The organism is Bradyrhizobium sp. Mp27, from assembly GCF_029953005.1.
Taxonomy (GTDB): Bacteria; Pseudomonadota; Alphaproteobacteria; order Rhizobiales; family Xanthobacteraceae; genus Bradyrhizobium; species Bradyrhizobium barranii.
Map to the genome: position 1 here is coordinate 96,168 of NZ_JASAUS010000005.1, position 21,889 is coordinate 118,056.

Genomic DNA, 21,889 nt, shown 5'->3' on the forward strand with positions numbered 1-21,889 from the left:
TGCAACGCAAGCGACCTGAGACAGGCGGTTGGAAGCCGGCTTCCGCAATCGGCGGACATGGTCAATCAAATCGCTCCGCCGGGCAGCCTGCGGGGCCGTTTCCGCTTTTATTCCCCCCGCCCGTCGAAAGTCGAATGTCGCCGGCATGCCTCTCACTCCTAAATTGTCGGTCAGCATTGCTGCACAGCGGTGCAACTTGGCGCGTTCCTTGCTGGAATGGCGCTTGCACGGGTCGAGAACTCTGGGCAACATGGATCGATCGGCCCCGCCGAACAATCAAGAATGACGGCGCGGGCGAGTGGAGAGGGTCAAGAATGTCAGTCGGACGAAGTCTGTTTGCGGTGACGCTCGCCGGTGCGCTTGCGTTGGCGGTTTCGCCGGCGTCGAGCCAGACGCTGCGTTATGCCAACCAGGGCGAGCTCAAATCGCTCGACCCCTACACGCTGAACGAGTCGACAACTCACGCGCATCTCGGCCACGTCTATGAAGGCCTCGTCACGCGTGACAAGGACCTGAAGATCATCCCGGCGCTTGCCGAAAGCTGGGAGACGCCGGAGCCGACGCGCTGGCGCTTTCATCTGCGCAAGGGCGTAAAGTTCCACAACGGCGACCCCTTCACCGCTGATGACGTGGTGTTCTCGGCCGAGCGCGTGCGCGCGAAGGGCTCGAACCTGCTGAGCCGTATTCCGGCCGATGCCAAGGTCGTCAAGGTCGACGATTACACCGTTGACTTCATCCTCACCGCGCCCAATCCCATCCTGACGGCGCTGTGGGCGACCTGGTACATCATGGACAAGAAATGGGCAGAGGCGAACGATGCGGTGGCACCGACGCCGGCAGCCGCCACGACCCCAAGCTACGCCTCGCTCCATGAAAACGGCACCGGCCCCTTCATGATCGAGAGCCATCAGCCGGGCGTGAAGACCGTCTTCAAGGCCAATCCGAACTGGTGGCGCAAGCCGGAACATAATCTGAAGGAGATCATCTTCACGCCGATCGCATCCGAAGCCACGCGCGTCGCGGCCCTGCTGTCGGGCGAGGTGGATGTGATCGAGCCGGTTCCGGTGCAGGACATCCAGCGCGTCAATTCGAGCCCGAATGCCACCGTGCTGACGGGACCCGAACTACGGACCATCTTCGTCGGCATGGACCAGTCGCGCGACGAGCTCCTGTACTCGAACATCAAGGGCAAGAACCCGTTCAAGGACATCCGCGTCCGCGAAGCCGTCTACAAGACGATCGACGTCGACCTGATCAAGAACCGCGTCATGCGCGGCCTCTCCACGCCGTCTGCGCTGATGATCGCACCGGAGCTCTATCCGCTGTCCAAGGACTTCACCCGGCCGAAGCCCGATTCCGACGCTGCCAAGAAGCTCCTTGCCGAAGCCGGCTATCCCGACGGCTTCGAGGTGACGATGGATTGCCCGAATGATCGCTACGTCAACGACGCCGCGATCTGCCAGGCCGTCGTCGGCATGCTCGCCCGCATCGGCATCAAGGTGAACCTGCTGGCGCAGCCCAAGGCACAATATTTCGCCAAGGTGCTGAAGCCCGGCGGCTACAAGACCTCGTTCTTCATGCTCGGCTGGACGCCGGACACGCTCGACTCCCACAACGTGATGCACGACATCATGGGCTGCCGCGAAGATCCCAAGGATCCGAACCGCGGCGAAGCCAATCTCGCCGGCTATTGCAACAAGCAGTTCGACGAGCTCGCCGACAAGGTCCTCCTTGAGCCGGATGTGGCCAAGCGCGATCAGTTGATCAAGCAGGCCTACGAGCTTGCGATCAAGGACTACGCTTACGTTCCGCTGCATCAGCAGGCGCTCGCCTGGGGCGTGTCGAAGAAGGTGAAACTGACCCAGCGCGCCGACAACCAGGTCCTGCTCTACTGGGCGACCAAACAGGACGAGTAGGTTGTTGAGAAGTTGCGAAGTCCCGGAAGCCAAGGCTTCCGGGACTTGTTGTTTAGGGCTAACGCGATGATGCGTGCCGTTGAAGAGATGTGAAAGGAACAGATGCTCGCTTTCACACTGCGCCGGGCAATCCAGGCCATCGGTGTCATGATCGCCGTCGGGATCATCGCGTTCTCGATGTTCCGCTTCGCCGGCGATCCCGTGAACCAGATGGTCGGGATGGATACCTCCGGCGCCGAACGCGCCGCGATCCGCAAGTCGCTCGGCCTCGACGATCCCGTACTCGTGCAGTTCGGCCGCTATATGGGTAACGCCGCGCAGTTCAAGTTCGGCGTATCCTACCAGTTCCGCCTGCCGGTCACCAATCTGCTGATTGAACGGATGCCGGCGACGCTCGAGTTGGCCATCGTGGCCACCATCTTCGCCATGGTCAGCGGCATCCTGATGGGCGTCTATTCCGCGCTGCGCCGCGACAGCTGGCTCGCACATGTCTTCCAGGCAGTCTCGCTGATCGGCATCTCGCTGCCGACCTTCCTGATCGGCATCCTCCTGATCTACCTGTTCTCGGTGACGCTCGGCTGGTTGCCGTCCTTCGGCCGCGGCGATGTCGTGCGTATCGGCTGGTGGACCACGGGCTTGCTGACGCTGTCGGGATTGAAAGCGCTGATCATGCCCTCGATCACGCTCGGCCTCTTTCAGATGACGCTGATCATGCGTCTCGTCCGCGCCGAGATGCTGGAGGTCATGCGGACCGACTACATCCGCTTCGCCCGCGCCCGTGGCCTCACCACCCGCGCAATCCATTTCGGCCACGCGCTACGCAACACGCTGATTCCCGTGATCACCGTTGCCGGCTTGCAATTTGGCTCGGTAATTGCATTCGCGATCATCACCGAAACCGTATTCCAGTGGCCGGGCATGGGCCTCCTGTTCGTGCAGGCCGTTCAGAACGTCGATATCCCGATCATGGCGGCCTATCTGATGATGGTGTCCCTGATCTTCGTCACCATCAATCTCGTGGTTGATATCCTCTACACCATCGTCGATCCGCGGCTGCGCTCGACGGTCAGCCGGGCGCATTAGAGATGAGCGACGCCGTCGTTCCGCACAAAGTCGAAGCCCGCGGCGCGCACGCCGCGCCGGGCTGGTTCAAACGCGCCCTCGACAGCGATCTGTTCTACTCGTTCCGCCGCTCCAAGATCACCATGATCGCGGCCGCGGTGACGCTGCTGTTCTTCCTGCTCGCGATCTTCGCCTCATTGCTGTCGGTGCAAAATCCGTTCGATCCGGCGCAGCTTCAGCTGATGAATTCGCGCATCTCGCCGCTGTGGACCGCCGACGGCCAGAGCCCGTTCCTGCTCGGCACCGACGAACAGGGTCGCGACGTGCTGTCCGCGATTCTCTACGGCATGCGCATCTCGCTTCTGGTCGGCGTGCTCGGCGTGGTCTTCTCCGGCGCGCTCGGCATCCTGCTTGGGCTGACGGCCGGCTATTTCGGCGGCGCCGTCGACGGCCTGATCATGCGTATCGCCGACGTGCAACTCTCTTTCCCTGCGATCCTGATCGCGCTCCTGATCAACGGCATCGCCAAATCGGTGTTCGGCAACAAGCTCGACGAGATGAGTATGCTGGGCGTGCTGGTATTCGCGATCGGCCTGAGCTTCTGGGTACAATATGCCCGCACCGTGCGCGGCTCGGTGATGGTCGAGAAGAACAAGGATTATGTGGCCGCCGCGCAGCTGATCGGCCTGCCGGCGCCCGTGATCATGCTGCGCCACGTGCTGCCGAACACGATGGGGCCGATCCTCGTGATCGCCACCATCAACCTCGCCCTCGCCATTATCACCGAGGCGACGCTGTCCTTTCTCGGTTCGGGCATGCCCGAGACCATGCCATCGCTCGGTACGCTAATCCGCATCGGCAACAACTATCTGTTCGCCGGCGAATGGTGGATCGTTGCTTTCCCCGGCATCGCGCTGGCCGCACTGATCCTGTCCATCAACCTGCTCGGCGACTGGCTGCGCGACGCACTCAACCCAAAGCTCCGATGACCGAACCCGTTCTCTCCGTGCGCAATCTTCAGGTCGAGTTCGCCTCCCGCCGCGGCACGCTGCGCGCGATCGACGGCGTCTCGTTCGACATCGCCAAGGGCGAGGTGCTCGGCGTGGTTGGCGAATCCGGCGCCGGCAAGTCCGTCACCGGCCTGGCGGTGATCGGCCTGATCGATCCGCCCGGCCGCATCGCCGGCGGCGAGATTCGTCTCGCCGGCCAGCGCATCGACAATCTGCCCGCCGAGGAGATACGCCGCATCCGGGGAAAACGGATCGGCATGATCTTCCAGGATCCCCTCACCTCGCTCAATCCGCTGTACCGCGTCGGCGACCAGATCATCGAGACGATTAAAACCCACCTGAACCTGTCCGAGACGGCCGCCCGCCGTCGCGCCATCGACCTGCTCGCCGAGGTCGGCATTCCCGCACCGGAAAAGCGCATCGACGGCTATCCCCACGAATTCTCCGGCGGCATGCGCCAGCGCGTGGTGATTGCGCTGGCGATCTGCGCCGAGCCCGAACTGATCATCGCGGACGAGCCGACCACCGCGCTCGATGTCTCCGTACAGGCGCAGATCATCTCGCTGATCAAGCGGCTCGGGCGCGATCACGGCACCGCCGTGATGCTGGTGACCCACGACATGGGCGTGATCGCGGAGACCTCCGACCGCGTCGCGGTGATGTACGCCGGCCGCGTCGCCGAGATCGGCCCGGTACAGGACGTCGTCAGGAATCCGCTGCACCCTTACGCCAAGGGCCTGATGGGCGCGATCCCGACGCTGGCCGGGGACGACAAGCGCCTGGTGCAGATCCCCGGCTCCATGCCGCGCCTGTCGGCGATCCCGCGCGGCTGCTCGTTCAATCCGCGCTGCGCCTTCGCCTTCGATCGTTGCCGGGTTGAACGGCCGGAGCCACTATCGCGCGGCACACAATCCGTTGCCTGCCATCTCTACGACACCGTGCCGGCGGAGAGCGCGGCATGAGCGCCCCCTTCGTCCAAGCCACAAATCTGCGCCGCGTCTTCGACGTCTCAAAACCCTGGCTCAACCGCGTGCTCGAAGGCGGGCATCTCGAATATCTCAAGGCTGTCGATCACGTTAGCTTCGACATCAGGAAGGGCGAGACCTTTGCGCTGGTCGGCGAGTCCGGCTCGGGCAAGACCACGGTGGCGCGGATGGTCGTCGGCCTGCTGCCGCCGAGCTCCGGCAACGTGCTGATCGACGGCATCTCGATGACCGATCCACGGCAGGCGCAAGCGCGGCGAAAACTGCGCCGCCGCATCCAGATGATCTTCCAGGATCCCTATGCGAGCCTGAACCCGCGCTTCCGCGTCGATGCCATCATCTCCGAGCCGATCCGCGCCTTCGACCTTATCCAGGGCGAGCGCGATATCCAGGCGCGCGTCGGCGAATTGCTCAGCCTTGTGGGTCTGCATCCCGACGACCGGTTGAAATTTCCGCACGAGTTCTCCGGTGGCCAGCGCCAGCGCATCGCGATCGCGCGAGCGCTCGCCTCCGATGCGGAGTTCATCGTCTGCGACGAGCCGACCTCGGCGCTCGACGTCTCCGTGCAGGCGCAGATCCTGAACCTGATGCGCGACCTCCAGGACAAGTTCGGCCTGACCTACATGTTCATCAGCCACAACCTCGCCGTCGTCCGCCACATGGCGAGCCGTGTCGGCGTGATGTATCTCGGCCGCATCGTCGAGATCGCAGAGGGACGCGAGCTGTTCGCCCGACCGCGCATGCCCTACACCAAGATGCTGCTGGGCGCCGTGCCCGATCTCGCAATGTCGGGCCGCCAGCGCATTCCGGTGAAGGGCGAGATTCCGAACCCGATCAATCCGCCGCCCGGCTGCGCCTTCAATCCGCGCTGCCCGCTGGCGTACGATCTCTGCCGCAAGGAAGCCCCGGAACTGATCGCCGGCGTCGCCTGCCATGCGGTGAACACCGCGCCGATCCCGGCGTGACGCGCGCGTGCCATGCGGTCCACGCATTGGCGGCACGGCATCGCCTGTGATCAATTGCGCGCGCGACAAATAAGGTAGCGAAATCCCATGGCCAGCAACGTCAATCCCGATCCCTTCACGACGCGCCCCGAGATCGAGGGCACATTCGGGGTCGTCGCCACCACACACTGGATCGCGACCGCTGTCGGCATGGCCATCCTGGAAAAGGGCGGCAATGCCTTCGACGCCGGCGTCGCCACAGCGTTCACACTCCAGGTCGTCGAGCCGCATTTGAACGGCCCGGGCGGAGACGTGCCCATCATCGTGCATGACGTCGAACGCGCACGCACCGAGGTGATCTGCGGCCAGGGCCCGGCGCCGGCGCGCGCCACCATTGCGCATTATAAGAGCGAAGGCCTCGACATGGTGCCCGGCACCGGCCTGCTCGCGGCCTGCGTCCCCGGCACGTTCGAATCCTGGATGATGCTGCTGCGCGACTACGGCACGATGCGCGTGCGCGACGTGCTGGAGCCGGCGATCTCCTACGCGCGCGACGGTTATCCGCTGGTCGAGCGCGCCTGCGCCACGATCCAGACCGTCGACTGTTCCGCAAGCATTGGCCGACCTCGGCCGCGGTCTATCTGCCCAATGGCGAAGTGCCGAGGCCCGGCACGCTCTTCACCAACAAGACGCTGGCTGCGACCTACGCCCGCATTCTCAACGAAGCCGAGAGCGGCCGCGGTGACCGCGACGCCGAGATCGAGCGCGCGCGAAAGGCCTGGTCGCAAGGTTTCGTTGCGGAAGCCATCGACAAGTTCTGCCGCACCCAGGAAGTGATGGATGTCAGCGGCTCGCCGCATCGCGGCGTGCTCTCGGCCGACGACATGGCGCGCTGGCAGCCGACGATCGAGGCACCGCTGACCTACGACTATGGCCGCTACACCGTCTGCAAGGCCGGCGTCTGGAGCCAGGGTCCGGTGACGCTCCAGCAGCTCGCGCTGCTCAAGGGCTTTGCGCTCGACGGGCTCGATCCCACCGGGCCGGAATTCATCCACCTCCAGATCGAATGCGCCAAGCTCGCGTTTGCCGACCGCGAAAAATTCTACGGCGATCCCAAGTTCAGCGAGATCCCGATCGCGACGCTGCTGTCGGACGCCTATAACGACGAGCGCCGCAAGCTTGTCACCGACAAGGCCTCGCTCGACTTCCTCCCCGGTTCGGTCGAAGGTTTTGGCGGCGTGGTCAAGCTCCGCCGCGCCGAGGGGCAGCGTGAGGCGGTCGGCGCACTTGGCGCGGGCGAGCCGACAGTCGGGCGCTTCGGCGAAGTGCGCGGCGACACCGTGCATTTCGACATCATCGACAAGGCCGGCAACATGGTGTCCTCGACGCCATCCGGCGGCTGGCTGCAATCCTCACCGATCATTCCAGAGCTCGGCTTCTGCCTCGGCAGCCGCGCGCAGATGTTCTGGCTGGAGGAAGACCATCCCGCCGCGCTGGCGCCGGGCAAGCGGCCGCGCACGACGCTGTCGCCGACCATGGCGCTACGCGACGGCGAGCCGTATCTCGCCTGGGGCTCGCCCGGCGGCGACCAGCAGGATCAGTGGATCACGCAGTTCTTCCTGCGCCACGTCCATTGCAACCTCAATCTCCAGGAAGCGATCGACGCGCCGGCCTGGCACTCCGAGCATTTCCCGATCTCGTTCTGGCCGCGCACCGCGCGCCCCGGCGTGCTCGTGGTCGAGAACCGCGTGCCGAAGGCGACGATCGAGAACCTTCGCGAGCGCGGACACATTGTCGAGGTCGGCCCCGACTGGTCGGAAGGTCGCCTCACCGCGGCCTCGCGCGTCGGGGTGCGCCGCCGCGCCGCCGCCAACCCGCGCGGCATGCAGGGCTACGCCGCAGGGCGCTGAAGGCAGCATATGACCTGGTCGATCATCGCGCGCGATCCTGCCACCGGCCAGTTCGGCATCGCGGTAGCGACCCGTTTCTTCGCCGTCGGCGCGCGCGTGCCCTACATCGCGGCCGGCCTCGGCGCCATCGCGACCCAGGCCTTCGTCAATCCCTATTACGGCATCGACGGCGTCAAGCTGCTGCGCGAGGGCCTGAACGCGCATGACGTTCTCGCCACCTTGCTCGCGACCGACGACGGCCGCGAGAGCCGCCAGATCCACATCATGGACGCCAGCGGCGCGATCGCCGCGCATACCGGGCGCGACTGCGTCGACTGGTGCGGACACATCGCCGGCAACATGCTGGCCGGCGCCGACGTGCTCGACGAGACCGCTAAGACCTATATCGCCAATGACAGCCTGCCCTTCCCGCGCCGCCTGCTCGCCGCCATGCGCGCGGGCGAGGCCGCCGGCGGCGACAAGCGCGGCAAGCAATCCGCTGCACTCCAGATCCACGGCGAGGAGGAATGGCCGGCGCTGGACATTCGCGCCGACGATCATCCCGACCCGCTGGGCGAGCTCGAACGACTGGAGCGCGTCAGTCAGGAACTCTGGGTGCATTTCCGCTCCTCCATGCCGACGCGGCAGAACCCGGCAGGCAACACCGATCGCAGCGTCATCGACGCCAGCATCGCTGCGAGCCGAGCAAGGCAATCATGAGCGCAAGCCCTCTCATCGAGATCAAGGATCTGCGCATCCGCTTCCACGGCGACGACGGCCGCGTGACCCACGCCGTCGACAGCGTCGATCTCAGCGTCGCCAATGGCGCGACGCTCGGCCTCGTCGGCGAATCCGGTTGCGGCAAGAGCGTGACGTCGCTGGCGATCATGGGACTGCTGCCAAAACAAAGTGCCGAGATATCCGGCGCCATCCGCTTCGACGGCTTCGACCTGCTGAAGACTCCTGACCAGACATTGCGCGACCTCCGCGGCAACCGGCTGGCGATGATTTTTCAGGAGCCTATGACGTCGCTCAATCCGAGCTTCACCATCGGCGACCAGATCACCGAAACGATCCTGCGTCACCGTGGCGGCTCGCGGAAGAGCGCGCGCGAGCGGGCGGTCGAGCTGCTGCGGCGCGTTCACATCCCCTCGCCCGAGCGGCGGATCGACGAATATCCGCACAAGCTCTCCGGCGGCATGCGCCAGCGCGTGATGATCGCGATGGCGCTGGCCTGCGACCCGCGACTCCTGATCGCGGACGAGCCGACCACCGCGCTCGACGTCACCCTGCAGGCGCAGATTTTGGAGCTGATGCGCGAACTGAAGGCGGCGAGCGGCGCCGCCATCATCCTGATCACCCACGATCTCGGTGTCGTCGCCGAAGTCTGCGACGAGGTCGCGGTGATGTATGCCGGCGAGATCGTCGAGCGCGCGCCGGTCGACGAGCTGTTCGCCATGCCGCAGCATCCCTACACCGTCGGCCTGCTGGGCTCGATCCCGCGGCTCGACCACCGCGCCGAGCAGCTTGCCACGATCGAGGGCATGGTGCCGAACATGGCGCAGCCACCCGCCGGCTGCCGCTTCGCCGCGCGCTGCCCCTTCGTGCTGGACGCCTGCACCGAGGCGCCGCCGCCGCTGGTCGAGGTCAGCCCCGGCCACCTCTCGCGCTGCATCCGCGCACCGCTCGAACTTCTGGTGTCGTGATGGCCTCGTTCTCTCCTCTCGTGCCCCGGGCGCAGCGCAGCACAAGCGAAGCGCAGCGGTGCGCTGCTGAACCGGGGCCTATGCGGCGACAGACTGGGTCCCGGTTCAGCGTCGCAACACTACGCGCTGCGCCGCGCCCGGGACACGAGACCGAGTTTTGCGGAGAGCACGAGCGATGACCGCTCTCCTCGAGGTCGAAGGCCTGGTCAAGCATTTTGTCGCCGGGCGCTCGCTGTTCGGTCGGGCACTGGGGCATGTCAAAGCGGTCGATGGCGTCAGCTTCTCTCTCGACGCCGGCAAGACGCTGGCCCTGGTCGGCGAATCCGGTTGCGGCAAATCCACCGTCAGTCGCCTGGTGCTGCGGTTGATCGAGCCGGATGCAGGCACGGTGCGTTTCGCTGGCCGTGACCTGCTCTCGCTGGACGCCGGGGCGCTCCGCGCCTTCCGCCGCGAGGCGCAGATCATCTTCCAGGACCCCTACGCCTCGCTCAATCCGCGCATGACGGTCGGCCAGATTCTCACCGAGCCGCTGGCGCTGCACGATCTGGTACCGCCGGCGCAACGGCGCGAGCGCGTCGCGGAAATCTTGCGGCTGGTCGGCCTCGAGCCGCGGCTCCAGCGGCGTTATCCGCACGAATTCTCCGGCGGCCAGCGCCAGCGCATCGCCATCGCTCGCGCGCTCGCGGTCGAACCAAAACTGATCATCTGCGATGAGCCGGTCTCGGCGCTGGACGTCTCGATCCGCTCGCAGATCCTCAACCTCCTGCGCGAGCTGCAGGACCGGCTTGGGCTGGCCTACATCTTCGTCTCGCACGATCTGGCTGTGGTCAAGCACATCGCCGACCATGTCGCCGTGATGAATCTCGGCCAGATCGTCGAGACCGCCGAGGCGGACGCCCTGTTCGCGGCACCCCGCCATCCCTACAGTCGTGCGCTGCTGTCCGCGATCCCCATGCCTAAACCGCGGGCAAAGCGCAGCCGGATTGTGCTGCAGGGAGAGATCCCGAGCGCGCTCAATCCGCCGCCGGGTTGCCGCTTCCACACCCGCTGCCCCTACGTGATCGACCGCTGCCGCAGTGAAATGCCGCAGCTCGTGCCGGATGGCATCGGACATGCAACGGCCTGTCACCGAACGTCGGAACTGCCGTCCTCCGCGGCGATCGTCCCGTCCGACGGCGGCTTCTCGCCGGTCCTTGAAAAATTGGTCGCCGCTTTCAGCGGCGGCCCGGAAGCAGTCCGCGGCAGCGGGGTTAGTTCATTGGGAACGGACCCGGCATAGCCGCAAAACAGAGGTTGAGAGCGATGAGTTTCATGCGTTTGACAATCCTGGCGTCGGCCCTGCTGACGTCGCTCGTGGGCACAGCCCAGGCTCAGACCACGCTTCGCATCGGCATCGCCGAAGACCCCGATATCCTCGATCCCAGCATCGGCCGCACCTATGTCGGCCGCATCGTCTTCTCCGCCTTCTGCGACAAGCTGTTCGACATCGACGAGAAGCTCAACATCGTGCCGCAGCTCGCGCTGTCCTACGAGACTTCGGCCGACGGCAAGGAGATGACGATCAAGCTCCGGCCCAACGTCAAATTCCATGACGGTGAGCCGCTGGACGCGGAAGCCGCAAAATTCTCGATCGAGCGTCACATGACGCTGCCGACCTCGTTCCGGAAGTCCGAGCTTGCCAGCGTCGACCACGTCGAGGTGGTCGATCCCCTGACCATCAAGCTGGTGCTCAAGACGCCCTACTCGCCACTGATCGCCCAGCTCACCGACCGCTCCGGCATGATGGTGTCGCCGAAGGCGGCGAAGGAAGCCGGCGACAAGTTCGGCCTGCATCCGGTCTGCGCCGGCCCCTACAAATTCGTCGAGCGCGTCCAACAGGACCGCATGGTGTTCGAGAAGTTTGCCGACTACTGGAACAAGGACAACATCCATATCGACCGCGTCGTGTTCCTGCCGATTGTCGACGCGACGGTGCGGCTCGCGAACCTGAAGTCGGGCGGGCTCGATCTGATCGAGCGCGTGCTCGCCACCGATATCAAGGACGTGCGTGCCGATTCCCGCCTCGTGCTGTCGACCGCGCCGGAGCTCGGCTATCTCGGCCTGACCGTCAATATCGGAAACGACAAGACCAAGGGGCCGCTGAGCCAGTCGGCGAAGGTCCGCCAGGCACTCGATCTCTCGATCGACCGCGAAGCCCTCAACCAGGTCGTTTTCAACGGCGAGTTCACGCCCGGCAACCAGTGGGTCAGCCCGAAGCATCCCTATTACCAGAAGGCATTCCCGGTCCGCGGTCGCGACATCGCGAAGGCCAAGGCGCTGCTGAAGGAAGCCGGCGTTACCACACCAGTGACCGTTGATTACATGATCCCCAAGGGCGCGGAGAACGAAGCCGTCGCCCAGGTCGTCCAGTCCATGGCCGCCGAAGCGGGTTTTGACATCAAGATCCGCGCGGTCGAATTCGCGACGACCTTCAAGCAGGCCCAGGCCGGCGAGTTCCAGATCTTCCAGATCAACTGGAGCGGCCGCATCGATCCCGACGGCAATTCCTACATCTTCATGCGCAGCAAGGCGCCGCAAAACGACGGCGTGTACGCGAACCCCGAGGCCGACAAGCTGATGGAAGATGGACGCATGACGTCCAACGTCGAGGAGCGCAAGGCGATCTACGAAAAGATGACCAAGATCCTGCTCGACGACCTGCCGATCATCTACATCTATCATCGTACGCTCCTGATCGCGCATACGAAGAAGCTCGAGGGCTACCGGCAGATGCCTGATGGCCTCGTGCGCGTGGTCGGGCTGAAGTTCAAGTGATCGCGGCATCACTCGGGAAACGCGTGGAGCCATGCTGAATTTCCTCGCCCACCGAATCGCGCAGATCGTGCCGACACTCTTCTTCGTGTCGGTGCTGATCTTCTCGCTCCAGCAATTGCTGCCGGGCGATCCCGCGCTGGTGATGGCCGGCGAGGAGCGCGATCCCGCCGTGATCGAACAGATCCGCCAGCAGTACAAGCTGGATCAGCCGATCCCCGTACAGTACGTCTATTGGCTCAAGGGCGTTCTCTCAGGCAATTTCGGCGAGTCGCTGCGCAACAAGATGCCGGTGCGCGAGCTGATCGCACAGAAACTGCCGGTGACGCTCCAGCTCGGCTCAATGGCGATCCTGATCGCATTCCTCATCGGCATTCCCGCCGGCATCGTCTCCGCGGTGAAGAAGGGCACGGTTTGGGACTATGGCGCCAATCTGTTCGCGCTCTGGGGAATCTCGACGCCGAATTTCTGGCTCGGAATCCTCATGATCTTCCTGTTCTCGATTCACCTGGGCTGGCTGCCGGCCTCGGGCTATGTGCCGCTCACCGAGGACTGGCGCGCGAGCCTGGCCGCCACCATCATGCCGGCCTTCGTGCTTGGCAACGCAATTTCGGCGGTCCTGATGCGGCACACGCGCAGCGCCATGCTCCAGGTTCTGGAGAGCGACTATGTCCGCACCGCGCGCGCGAAAGGTCTCTCCGAGCGCTCGGTGATCCTCAAGCACGCGATGCGCAACGCGCTGACGCCGATCATCACCCTCGGTGCGCTCGAGCTCGGCACGCTGTTGTCGGGCGCGGTGCTGACCGAGCAGATCTTTTCCATTCCTGGCTTCGGCAAGCTGATCGTGGATGCCGTCTTCAACCGTGACTACGCGGTGGTGCAGGGCGTGGTACTGGTGACGGCCACGGTCTACATCACGCTCAATCTCGTCGCCGACGTCGCCTATGTCCTCGTCAATCCGCGGCTGCGAGGTTAGACGATGACCGACGCCGCACTGCCAGCCAGTCCCGCCACCCAGGCCTACGAGCTGGACAGCCCGGCCCGCCGTGCGCGGCGCCGCCTGTTCAAGCGCAAGGCTGCGGTCTTCGGGCTTGTCGTGATCACGGCTTTCATCCTGCTTGCGGCCCTTGCGCCGCTGGTCGTGCCCTATGATCCCATAGCAACGAGCTGGAGCCTGGTGCGCAAGCCGCCCACCGCCGCCCACTGGTTCGGCACCGACGATCTCGGCCGCGACATCCTCAGTCGCATCATCTACGGCGCGCGGGCCTCGCTAATGGCGGGTCTGATCTCGGTCGCGATCGCGCTCGGGATCGGTGTCCCTCTTGGTCTCCTCGCCGGGTATCGCGGCGGATTTGTCGACGCGCTGATCAGCCGGATCACCGATGCGATGTTGGCCTGCCCGTTCCTGATCCTCGCGATTGCGCTGGCAGCCTTCCTCGGTCCCAGCCTCGGCAATGCCATGATCGCAATCGGTATCTCGGCCACGCCGATCTTCATCCGTCTGACGCGCGGGCAGGTCTTGAGCGTCAAGGCCGAAGACTATGTCGAGGCTGCGCGCGCGCTCGGCAATCCGCCATGGCGGATAGCCTTCTCGCATATCCTGCCGAACATCCTGCCCGCGCTGCTGGTGCAGGCCACACTGTCTATCGCCGCCGCCATCATCGCCGAAGCCGCGCTGTCCTTCCTCGGCCTCGGCCAGCAGCCGCCCGCACCGTCCTGGGGCAGCATGCTCAACGCGGCGCAGCGCTTCCTGACCCAGGCGCCGTGGATGGCGATCTGGCCGGGGCTCGCGATCTTCCTCGTGGTGCTGTCGCTGAACCTGCTCGGCGACGGCCTGCGCGACGCGCTCGACCCGCGCCAGCGCTAGATCACCGTCTCGCGCAGCACCCGTCGACAATCCATCTCGTATTCGAGGTCGACCACCGGCGGCCGGGCAAAGTGCCAGGTCAGGCCGGAACGCAGCGCGCCGCGGCGGACCAGTTCGTCGACCAGCGCGTGGTGGAAATCGTGCACGGAATAGGCCTGCACGCCGGTGGTGTCCTTCCAGCCGAAGCCGAAGGCCGTCATCCGGTTCTCCATCTGCGACGTCGTGGTGAACCGCACCTTCTCGCGAAGACCCTCCTGACTGAGGTCGCGATAGCGCACGGTGCGCTCGACATAGGTCCCGCCGCCCTCGCGCGCCTCGGCGCCACCGGCAATTGCGAAGCTCGGGCTCTTCGAGGTTGTCGGACGCGTGAAGGAGAAGGCATAGAACGACGGCTCAGACGGCGGATCGATTTCCGGACAGACATTGCTGCGCGCCACCGGATTGGTGGTGCCGTCGAAGATGCCCCATTCCGACAGCGTCTTCACATAATGCAGGTTGAATGCGCGAAAGCCTTCCTCGCTGAAGGCCGCCGGTGAGCGCAACTCGCAGGCACAGAACGCCGTCAGCGGCCGGCCTGCTTCCTGGATATACTTCGCCGCGAGCGCAAATCCCTCGGCCAGCGGCACCAGGCGGTCGAACCGAACCCGCTCGATCTCGTAGCCGTCGTCAGCGGCAGCACCCGCCGAATACTGGAACACGGACGGAATGAAACGATAGTTGCCGGCGGAGAAATCACCAATCATGTCGAACTCCTATTCCAGTTTCATGCGGACGCCCTTGGCACCGTTGAGCAGGCGCTTCAGGTGAAAGCCGGCCAGGGAATCATCGGCGTGCACCCCGACCAGCGCGGCAAATGCCGGCATGGCCGCGACGTCGCCGGCCTCCATCTTGGCAAAAGCCTCGGAATATTGCGCCGTCCTTGGCGCTTCGAATTTTTCCTGCGGCAGCGGTTCGAACGCACGCAGCGGTTCGCTGCGTCCGCGCAGGATCAGATCACCGACGGGACGGCCTTGAAAATGCTCGGCCGCCTTGGCGACGCTGGCACTGGCGCAGATGCGTGTTCCCAGATGCTTGTTCGCCGCCTCCAGCCGCGCGGCGATGTTGATGGTGTCTCCATACGCGGTGTAGTCGAAGAAGCGGTTGCCTCCGAAATTGCCGACCAGAGCCGGCCCGGCGTGAATGCCGATGCGGGTGGTGCCGAAATTCACGCCCACGGCCCTCTGGCGCGCGCAAAAATCCTGCGCCCAGGCATCGAGGTCATGGGCGCAGGCGACCGCACGCGTCGCATAGTCCGGCTGATCGCCGGGCGCATTGAAGAGCACCTGGATCGCATCGCCGATGATTTTTGCGACCGTCCCCTCATGCGCGAAGATGGTTTCGGTCATCCCGCCAACATATTCGTTGAGGAGCGCGCCCAGCATCTCGGGCGGCGCGCTCTCGACCAGGGAGGTGAACCCGGTGATATCGGTGAAGATGGTCGCGACATCGCGCCACTGCACCTCGATCCCCTCACCCTCGCCGCCCGCCACCAGACGCTTGGCGAGTTCGGGCGAGAAATGGCGCGACAGCGCGGCATGGGCCCGCTCCGCCTCCATCTGACGGCGCCGCACCTCCCGTAGCATCTCGATATGGCGAATGGTCTTCTCGATCGTAGCTTCCAGGTCGGCGAAGTCGATCGGTTTGGTGAGGAAGTCGAACGCGCCGCGGTTCATGGCGGTGCGGATGTTGCTCATGTCGCCATAGGCCGAGACGATGATGGTCGACTTCTTGTCTTCGGCCTCCTGGAGCTTCGCCAGCAGCGACAGCCCATCCATCCGCGGCATGTTGATGTCGGAGACCACCATGTCGACATGCGGGTTCTGCTCGAGGGATTCCAGCGCCTCGACGCCGTCGCGTGCAAACATGATGTCGACGAGCCCGTCGCGGATCTGCCTGCGGAACTTTTGCAGGATCAGCGCCTCGAGGTCTGGCTCGTCATCGACGAAGAGGATGGTCGAAGTCATGCGGCTTGCTCGAGCCTCGTGTCGATCTCCTGCCGCAGCAGCGCAAAATCGATCGGCTTGGTGAGGAGCCCGATGGCGCCACGCTCGATCGCCTTCCGGCGCGTCTCGGCGTCACCATAGGCCGTGATCATGATGACGGGAACGTCCGGATGCTCGGCGCGCACCTTGGGCAGCATGTCGAGCCCGCTCATGCCGGGCATGTTGATGTCGGACAGGATCAGGATCAACGAGGGGTCGCGCACCTCGGAGGCGAGCCTGAGCGCATCGGACGCGGACGGCGCGAATTCCATCTGGAAGCGTCCGGCGCGCAGGTCACGCCGGAACTGCTGCCGGAACAGCGCCTCCACGTCGGGCTCGTCATCGACGACCAGGATGTAAACGTTCAACTCTTGCCTCCGGGAGTGTCGTCCGCCGCCATCTTGCGCGGCAGTGTGATGATGAATTCGGTGAATACACCGGGCTCGGTGTTCACGTCGATCGTGCCGCCGTGCTGTTTCACGACGATGTCATGACTCATGGACAGGCCAAGCCCGGTGCCCTCGCCGGCCGGCTTGGTGGTGAAGAACGGATTGAACAGTTTCGCCTTCACCTCGGGCGGAATCCCTGTGCCGTTGTCGCGGATCCGGATCTCGACCTTGTCGCCGAGGTTTTTGGTGGCCGCGTTCACGGTGGGCTCGAAGCCATCCGCCGCGCTCTCCTTGCGCTTGGCCGCAGCATAGAAGCCGTTCGAGATCAAATTGAGCAAGACGCGCGCGATCTCCTGCGGATAGACATCGACCATCCCGGCCCCGGGATCGAACTCGCGCTCGAGCGTGACGTTGAAGGCGGGCCGTTCCGCGCGCGCGCCGTGATAGGCGAGATTGAGGCTTTCCTCGACGACGGCATTGATATCGCTGGGACGATGCTCGCCGGAACCCGTGCGCGAATGCAGCAGCATGTTCCTGACGATGGAATCGGCGCGCTTGCCGTGCTGCACCACCTTCTCGAGATTGCTCTTGAGCATGCCGGTCAGCTCGTCGACCTCCTCCTTGCTCTTGCCTTCGAAAGAGACCGACTGCAGGGTCTCATTGAGCTCGTCGATCAATTCCGTCGAGACCGCGGAGAAATTGTTGATGAAATTGAGCGGGTTCTTGATCTCGTGGGCAATCCCCGCCGTGAGCTGACCGAGGGAGGCGAGCTTCTCGGTCTGGATCAGCCGATCCTGTGCTGCGCGGAGATCGTTCAGGGATTGCCGCAGTTCTGCGGTCCGCTGCTCGACCTTGTTCTCGAGGCCCGCATAGGATTCCTGCAAGCGCCCGCCCATGTCGTTGAACTGGTCGGCGAGTCCTTCGAGCTCGTCGCCGGTGCGGATCGAGATGCGCTGGGAGAAGTCTCCGCCGCCGATCCGCTCGGCGCCACTGCGCAGCGCCTGGATCGGGCCGACCATGCGGCGCGCGAGGAAAATCCCGGCGAGCACCGCGAAGATCGACGCTGCCAGCAGCACGATCGCCAGTCGCTGCAGCGAGGCATAGAGCGCCGCATAGGCCTCCTCGACCGGCAGCTCGACGAGCATGGTCCAATGCAGCGGCTCGATCGGGGCCGATGCGGTCAGCACCTTCTGCCCCTGGATGTTGCGCGCTTCAGGAAGTGCGTCGGAGATCGTGCCGCCTCCGGCCTGCGCGGCGCGCACCTGCGCGAGGCCCGACATGTCGGTGTTGCGCAGCACCAGGCTGATGTCGGGATGCGCGATCAGGCGTCCCTCGGGGCCGACCACATAGGCCTGCCCGTGTTCGCCGACCTTGATCTGGGACACGACGTCCCAGATCAGCTTGAGATTGACCTCCGCGATGCTGACGCCGGCATCCTTGCGCGCGCCGGCCAACGCGAGCGTCATGTAGGGCTCGGACTCCCTGCGGAAATAGACCGGGCCATAATAGACCTTGTGCGCGACCGCCTCGGTGAACTTCGGGTCGGCCGACAGGTCGATCCCGCTGTCGATCGCGTCCATGGCCAGCCGCGAGACCCGCAAGCGCTCCTTGCCGGTCGCATCGACCTGGGCGAGCTCGGTGATCGCGGGCACCTGGCGCAGCAGCCGTTGTGCGTCGAACCGACGCTGCTCGATCGAGCCCGCCGACCAGGGCAGCTGCGTGGTCCAGCCGAGCTGGCTCTCGATCTCCTTGACGAACTGGCCGATCTTGGCCGCCGCCGCCTCGGCCTGCTCATGCTGGACCCGGATCAGCGCGGCCTTGTGCTCGCGATAATAGAAGAAGACCTCGAACAGCCCGTTGGCCAGCAGCGCGATGGCGACGACGGCCACGAACAGCGCGACATATTTGGTGAAAAGCCGGGTCCTGATCCCGCGCCCCCCCGCCTCGCCGGGCACGACGCCAGCCGCGGCCGCGCTCGGCGTTGTCCTGGCTTGCGGGGTGTCGGGGTGGAGGGAGATGCTCATCCCGGCGAATCTAGCAAGAAGGCCGGAACTTGTCTCTCGCCAACGCGGAAAGGACTCCCCCTAGGCCTAACGGCGTCCGCAGGCTGCGGGGCAAATGAAAAGGGCGGCAACGGATGCCGCTGCCGCCCTCTGGTTCGCTGACCTGCGGGTCAGGTCGGTCGCAGCGCCTTGGAATTGAGGTCGAGATCGTTGACCTCCTTGTTCCGCTCGGAATCGGCCGCCGCGCGGTGGTCGGTTGCCAGCACGACGTAGACCGCGGGCAGCACGAACAGCGTGAACAGCGTGCCGATCGACATGCCGGCGACGACCACGAGACCGATCGAGAAGCGGCTGGCCGCGCCCGCGCCGGACGCAGTCAGGAGCGGGATCAGGCCGGTCACCATCGCGGCCGTGGTCATCAGGATCGGCCGCAGACGAATACGGGCCGACATCTCGATGGCCGAGCGGCGGTCGAGCCGCTCGTTGACCTGGAGCTCGTTGGCGAACTCCACCATCAGGATGCCGTGCTTGGTGATCAGGCCGACCAAGGTCAGCAGACCGACCTGGGTGTAGATGTTCATGGTCGCCATGCCGAAGAACAGCGGGATCAGCGCACCCACGATCGCCATCGGCACCGAGATCATGATCACGAACGGGTCACGCAGGCTCTCGAACTGCGCCGCCAGCACCAGGAAGATGATGATCAACGCAAAACCGAAGGTGATCGCAAGCTGATTGCCCTCCTGCACGTATTGCCTGGAGTCCGCGAGATAATCGTGGCTGAAGCCGGCCGGCAGCTTCTTGGCCTCGCCTTCGAGGAAGTCGACCGCCGATCCGACCGTCACGCCGGGCATCGGCACAGCCGAGAACGTCGCCGAATTGAGCTGATTGTAATGCGTCAGCGAATTCGGATCAGTCTTGGTCCTGACCGAGACTACGGTCGACAGCGGGAGCTGCTGGCCCGTGTTGGTCGTCACATAATAGCCGCCGAGCGATTCCGGCGAGAGCCGGCTGCTGCGCGGCACCTGTGGGATCACCTGGTAGGACCGGCCCTCCAGATTGAAGCGGTTGATGTAGTTGCCACCGAGCAGCACCGCGAGCGTAGAGCCGAGGTTCTGCATGTTAACGCCGAGATCCTGCGCCTTGGTGCGATCGATCGTGACCTCCACGTTCGGCTGGTTGTAGGCGAGGTCGCTGTCGGAGACGATGAACATGCCGCTCTTGCGCGCGGCGTCCTTCAGCTTCTCCATCTGCTCATAGACCGTCTGGAAGCCCGCGGTGGAATTGATCACCATCTGCACCGGCAGACCGCCGGGGCCACCCGGCAACGGCGGCAGGTTGAACGCGAAAGCCTGCACGCCCTCGATCTTGGAAAGCTCGGCCTGCACCAGCGGCTTCAACTGGATCGACGAGCGCTTGCGCTCGTCCCACGACTTCAGCAGCATGCCGGCGATGCCGCCCTGCGGGCCGTTGATGCCGTTCAGCACGAAGCGCAGATCGGTTTCGGGGAACTTCTGGAATTCCTTGTCGAGCTTCTCGCCGTAGAAATCGACATAGTCGATGTTGGCGTATTTCGGCGCCTTGGTCACCGCGAACACGATGCCCTGGTCCTCCTCAGGCGCCAGCTCCTTCGAGGTGTGCATGTAGAGGAAGCCGACCAGCCCGAGGATCGTCACCGCGAACAGACCGGTGATCGCCTTGTAATCGAGCGAGCGGTCGAGCCTGCGCCCATACCAGCGCGTCAAAGCGCCGAACACCTTGTTGACCAGCTTGGCGAAGCGGCCCTCTTCGGTATTCTTGAGCAGAATAGAGCACATCATCGGCGACAGCGTCAGCGCGATCACACCTGACACGATCACCGAGCCCGCGAGCGTGAAGGCGAATTCGCGGAACAGCGAACCGGTCAGGCCGCCGAGGAAGCCGATCGGCGCGTACACCGCCGCGAGCGTGATGGTCATGGAGATGACCGGCCCAACGATTTCGCGCGCGCCTTCCAGCGCCGACTGAACCGGCGTCTTCCCCTCCTCCAGATGGCGATGGATGTTCTCCACCACGACAATGGCGTCGTCGACCACGAGGCCGATCGCGAGCACCATCGCGAGCAGGGTCAGAAGGTTGAAGCTGAAACCCAACGCCAGCATCAAGGTGCAGACGCCGATCATCGACAGCGGAATGGTGACGACGGGAATGATGACCGAACGGAGCGAGGCCAGGAACAGGAAGATGACCACGATCACGATGATCACGGCTTCACCCAGCGTCTTCTCCACCTCGTCGATCGAAGACTGGATGAACTTGGTCGAGTCGTAGGCGACCTTCATCTTCATCGACGGCGGAAGATTGCGCTCGAGTTCGGGGAACAGCGCGCGCACGCCCTTGACCAGCGTCAGCGGGTTGCCCTGCGGCGTCGCGTTCACGCCAATGAAGATCGCATGCTCGCCATTGAAGGCGACGCTGGCATCCGTGCTTTGGGCGGCGAGTTCGACTGTGGCGATGTCCTCCATCCGCACAAAGCCGCCGTCCTTGGCCTTGACGATCATCTTCCTGAACTGGTTGACGTCAGTCAGGCTGGTGTTCGTCGAGATGTTGGAAACGATCAGATAGCCCTTGGTCTGCCCCGCTGCGGACTGGAAGTTGTTGGCGGTGATCGCGGCGGCGACATCGGCCGGCGACACGTTGCGGCCGGCCATCTTCATGGGATCGAGCCACAGCCGCATCGCAAAGGTCTGGCCGCCCAGAATGTCGGCCGAGGCCACGCCGTCGACCGTCGACAGCACCGGCTGCACCACACGCGTCAGATAGTCTGATATCGCCGAGCCCGACAGCTCCTCGGAGGAGAAGCCGAGATACATCACGGCCGTGGTCTGGCCGGTGGTCTTGGTGACGATCGGGTCGTTGGATTCCTTCGGAATCAGGTACTTGACCGAGTTCGTCTTCGCCAGCACCTCGGTGAGCGCCTGGTTCGGATCGAAGTTCAGCTTGATGTAGACCTGGATCGTCGAGGTGCCGAGCACCGAGGACGAGGTCATGTAGTCGACGCCTTCGGCCGAGGCGACCGCCTGCTCGATCGGCGTCGTGATGAAGCCCTGGATCAGGTCTGCGGACGCGCCGGGATAGACGGTCGTGATGTTGATGACCGTGTTCGACAGCTTCGGATATTGCCGAATCGGCAGCACCATCGCCGCGCGCAGGCCGATCAGCAGGATCAGCAGACTGACGACGACCGACAGGACCGGTCGCTTGATGAAAATATCGGTAAAGCGCATCGCGGCGATCTCGATTTCTTTG

At 64.5% G+C, this 21,889-nt stretch carries 16 protein-coding genes and 1 pseudogene; 12 read left to right on the top strand and 5 right to left on the bottom strand.

Features of this window, described 5'->3' with window-relative positions:
- Nucleotides 1–314: 314 nt before the first annotated feature.
- From QJT78_RS05480 to QJT78_RS05535, 12 genes and pseudogenes are all read left to right on the top strand, one after another.
- On the top strand, nt 315–1,916 hold the full coding sequence (locus QJT78_RS05480) for an ABC transporter substrate-binding protein (protein ID WP_038942058.1): 1,602 nt from the start codon (nt 315–317) through the stop codon (nt 1,914–1,916).
- A 102-nt stretch (nt 1,917–2,018) separates the two neighbouring features.
- Complete coding sequence (locus QJT78_RS05485; RefSeq protein WP_028146837.1) at nt 2,019–2,999, top strand: ABC transporter permease; 981 nt, start codon at nt 2,019–2,021, stop codon at nt 2,997–2,999.
- Between the two features lie 2 nt (nt 3,000–3,001).
- The gene (locus QJT78_RS05490) at nt 3,002–3,967 is read left to right on the top strand and encodes an ABC transporter permease (RefSeq protein ID WP_028146836.1); all 966 of its coding nucleotides are present in this window, start codon (nt 3,002–3,004) and stop codon (nt 3,965–3,967) included.
- On the top strand, nt 3,964–4,950 hold the full coding sequence (locus QJT78_RS05495) for an ABC transporter ATP-binding protein (RefSeq protein ID WP_038942057.1): 987 nt from the start codon (nt 3,964–3,966) through the stop codon (nt 4,948–4,950). Before QJT78_RS05490 ends, QJT78_RS05495 begins: the two co-directional genes overlap by 4 nt.
- Nucleotides 4,947–5,936 carry an oligopeptide/dipeptide ABC transporter ATP-binding protein gene (locus QJT78_RS05500; RefSeq protein ID WP_028146834.1) on the top strand — a complete coding sequence of 330 codons (990 nt, stop codon included), beginning with the start codon at nt 4,947–4,949 and terminating at the stop codon, nt 5,934–5,936. Before QJT78_RS05495 ends, QJT78_RS05500 begins: the two co-directional genes overlap by 4 nt.
- 87 nt (nt 5,937–6,023) lie before the next feature.
- Nucleotides 6,024–7,825: pseudogene (locus tag QJT78_RS05505) on the top strand (gamma-glutamyltransferase family protein).
- 9 nt (nt 7,826–7,834) lie between these two features.
- On the top strand, nt 7,835–8,524 hold the full coding sequence (locus QJT78_RS05510; protein WP_038942055.1) for a DUF1028 domain-containing protein: 690 nt from the start codon (nt 7,835–7,837) through the stop codon (nt 8,522–8,524).
- Nucleotides 8,521–9,510: an ABC transporter ATP-binding protein gene (locus QJT78_RS05515; protein WP_028146831.1), complete on the top strand. Its 990-nt coding sequence runs from the start codon at nt 8,521–8,523 to the stop codon at nt 9,508–9,510. Before QJT78_RS05510 ends, QJT78_RS05515 begins: the two co-directional genes overlap by 4 nt.
- A gap of 175 nt (nt 9,511–9,685) precedes the next feature.
- Nucleotides 9,686–10,789 (top strand): dipeptide ABC transporter ATP-binding protein, encoded by a 1,104-nt coding sequence (locus tag QJT78_RS05520; RefSeq protein WP_028146830.1) that lies wholly within the window; start codon nt 9,686–9,688, stop codon nt 10,787–10,789.
- A 23-nt stretch (nt 10,790–10,812) separates the two neighbouring features.
- Nucleotides 10,813–12,324, top strand: a complete 1,512-nt coding sequence (locus QJT78_RS05525; RefSeq protein WP_028146829.1) for an ABC transporter substrate-binding protein — start codon at nt 10,813–10,815, stop codon at nt 12,322–12,324.
- A 31-nt stretch (nt 12,325–12,355) separates the two neighbouring features.
- Nucleotides 12,356–13,297 carry an ABC transporter permease gene (locus tag QJT78_RS05530; protein WP_028146828.1) on the top strand — a complete coding sequence of 314 codons (942 nt, stop codon included), beginning with the start codon at nt 12,356–12,358 and terminating at the stop codon, nt 13,295–13,297.
- Between the two features lie 3 nt (nt 13,298–13,300).
- The gene (locus QJT78_RS05535) at nt 13,301–14,188 is read left to right on the top strand and encodes an ABC transporter permease (protein WP_038942054.1); all 888 of its coding nucleotides are present in this window, start codon (nt 13,301–13,303) and stop codon (nt 14,186–14,188) included.
- On the opposite strand, the gene QJT78_RS05540 is transcribed toward QJT78_RS05535, so the two are convergent.
- The 5 genes from QJT78_RS05540 to QJT78_RS05560 all read right to left on the bottom strand — a co-directional run bounded on the left by QJT78_RS05540 (nt 14,185) and on the right by QJT78_RS05560 (nt 21,867).
- On the bottom strand, nt 14,185–14,931 hold the full coding sequence (locus tag QJT78_RS05540) for a hypothetical protein (RefSeq protein WP_028146826.1): 747 nt from the start codon (nt 14,929–14,931) through the stop codon (nt 14,185–14,187). The two genes, QJT78_RS05535 and QJT78_RS05540, sit on opposite strands and share 4 nt — an antisense overlap.
- 9 nt (nt 14,932–14,940) lie before the next feature.
- Nucleotides 14,941–16,191, bottom strand: a complete 1,251-nt coding sequence (locus QJT78_RS05545; RefSeq protein ID WP_028146825.1) for an adenylate/guanylate cyclase domain-containing protein — start codon at nt 16,189–16,191, stop codon at nt 14,941–14,943.
- A complete protein-coding gene (locus tag QJT78_RS05550) occupies nt 16,188–16,577 on the bottom strand; it encodes a response regulator (protein WP_014496960.1) in 390 nt (129 codons plus the stop codon). The genes QJT78_RS05545 and QJT78_RS05550 overlap by 4 nt, the downstream gene beginning before the upstream one ends.
- Entirely contained in the window at nt 16,574–18,622 is a 2,049-nt protein-coding gene (locus tag QJT78_RS05555; RefSeq protein WP_028146824.1) for a HAMP domain-containing histidine kinase, read from the bottom strand. The genes QJT78_RS05550 and QJT78_RS05555 overlap by 4 nt, the downstream gene beginning before the upstream one ends.
- A 149-nt stretch (nt 18,623–18,771) precedes the next feature.
- The gene (locus tag QJT78_RS05560; RefSeq protein WP_028146823.1) at nt 18,772–21,867 is read right to left on the bottom strand and encodes a MexW/MexI family multidrug efflux RND transporter permease subunit; all 3,096 of its coding nucleotides are present in this window, start codon (nt 21,865–21,867) and stop codon (nt 18,772–18,774) included.
- Nucleotides 21,868–21,889: the final 22 nt, after the last annotated feature.

Coding starts and splice junctions, on each gene's coding strand:
- QJT78_RS05480 (WP_038942058.1), top strand. CDS start 315: ATGTCAGTCGGACGAAGTCTGTTTGCGGTGACGCTCGCCGGTGCGCTT.
- QJT78_RS05485 (WP_028146837.1), top strand. CDS start 2,019: ATGCTCGCTTTCACACTGCGCCGGGCAATCCAGGCCATCGGTGTCATG.
- QJT78_RS05490 (WP_028146836.1), top strand. CDS start 3,002: ATGAGCGACGCCGTCGTTCCGCACAAAGTCGAAGCCCGCGGCGCGCAC.
- QJT78_RS05495 (WP_038942057.1), top strand. CDS start 3,964: ATGACCGAACCCGTTCTCTCCGTGCGCAATCTTCAGGTCGAGTTCGCC.
- QJT78_RS05500 (WP_028146834.1), top strand. CDS start 4,947: ATGAGCGCCCCCTTCGTCCAAGCCACAAATCTGCGCCGCGTCTTCGAC.
- QJT78_RS05510 (WP_038942055.1), top strand. CDS start 7,835: ATGACCTGGTCGATCATCGCGCGCGATCCTGCCACCGGCCAGTTCGGC.
- QJT78_RS05515 (WP_028146831.1), top strand. CDS start 8,521: ATGAGCGCAAGCCCTCTCATCGAGATCAAGGATCTGCGCATCCGCTTC.
- QJT78_RS05520 (WP_028146830.1), top strand. CDS start 9,686: ATGACCGCTCTCCTCGAGGTCGAAGGCCTGGTCAAGCATTTTGTCGCC.
- QJT78_RS05525 (WP_028146829.1), top strand. CDS start 10,813: ATGAGTTTCATGCGTTTGACAATCCTGGCGTCGGCCCTGCTGACGTCG.
- QJT78_RS05530 (WP_028146828.1), top strand. CDS start 12,356: ATGCTGAATTTCCTCGCCCACCGAATCGCGCAGATCGTGCCGACACTC.
- QJT78_RS05535 (WP_038942054.1), top strand. CDS start 13,301: ATGACCGACGCCGCACTGCCAGCCAGTCCCGCCACCCAGGCCTACGAG.
- QJT78_RS05540 (WP_028146826.1), bottom strand. CDS start 14,931: ATGATTGGTGATTTCTCCGCCGGCAACTATCGTTTCATTCCGTCCGTG.
- QJT78_RS05545 (WP_028146825.1), bottom strand. CDS start 16,191: ATGACTTCGACCATCCTCTTCGTCGATGACGAGCCAGACCTCGAGGCG.
- QJT78_RS05555 (WP_028146824.1), bottom strand. CDS start 18,622: ATGAGCATCTCCCTCCACCCCGACACCCCGCAAGCCAGGACAACGCCG.
- QJT78_RS05560 (WP_028146823.1), bottom strand. CDS start 21,867: ATGCGCTTTACCGATATTTTCATCAAGCGACCGGTCCTGTCGGTCGTC.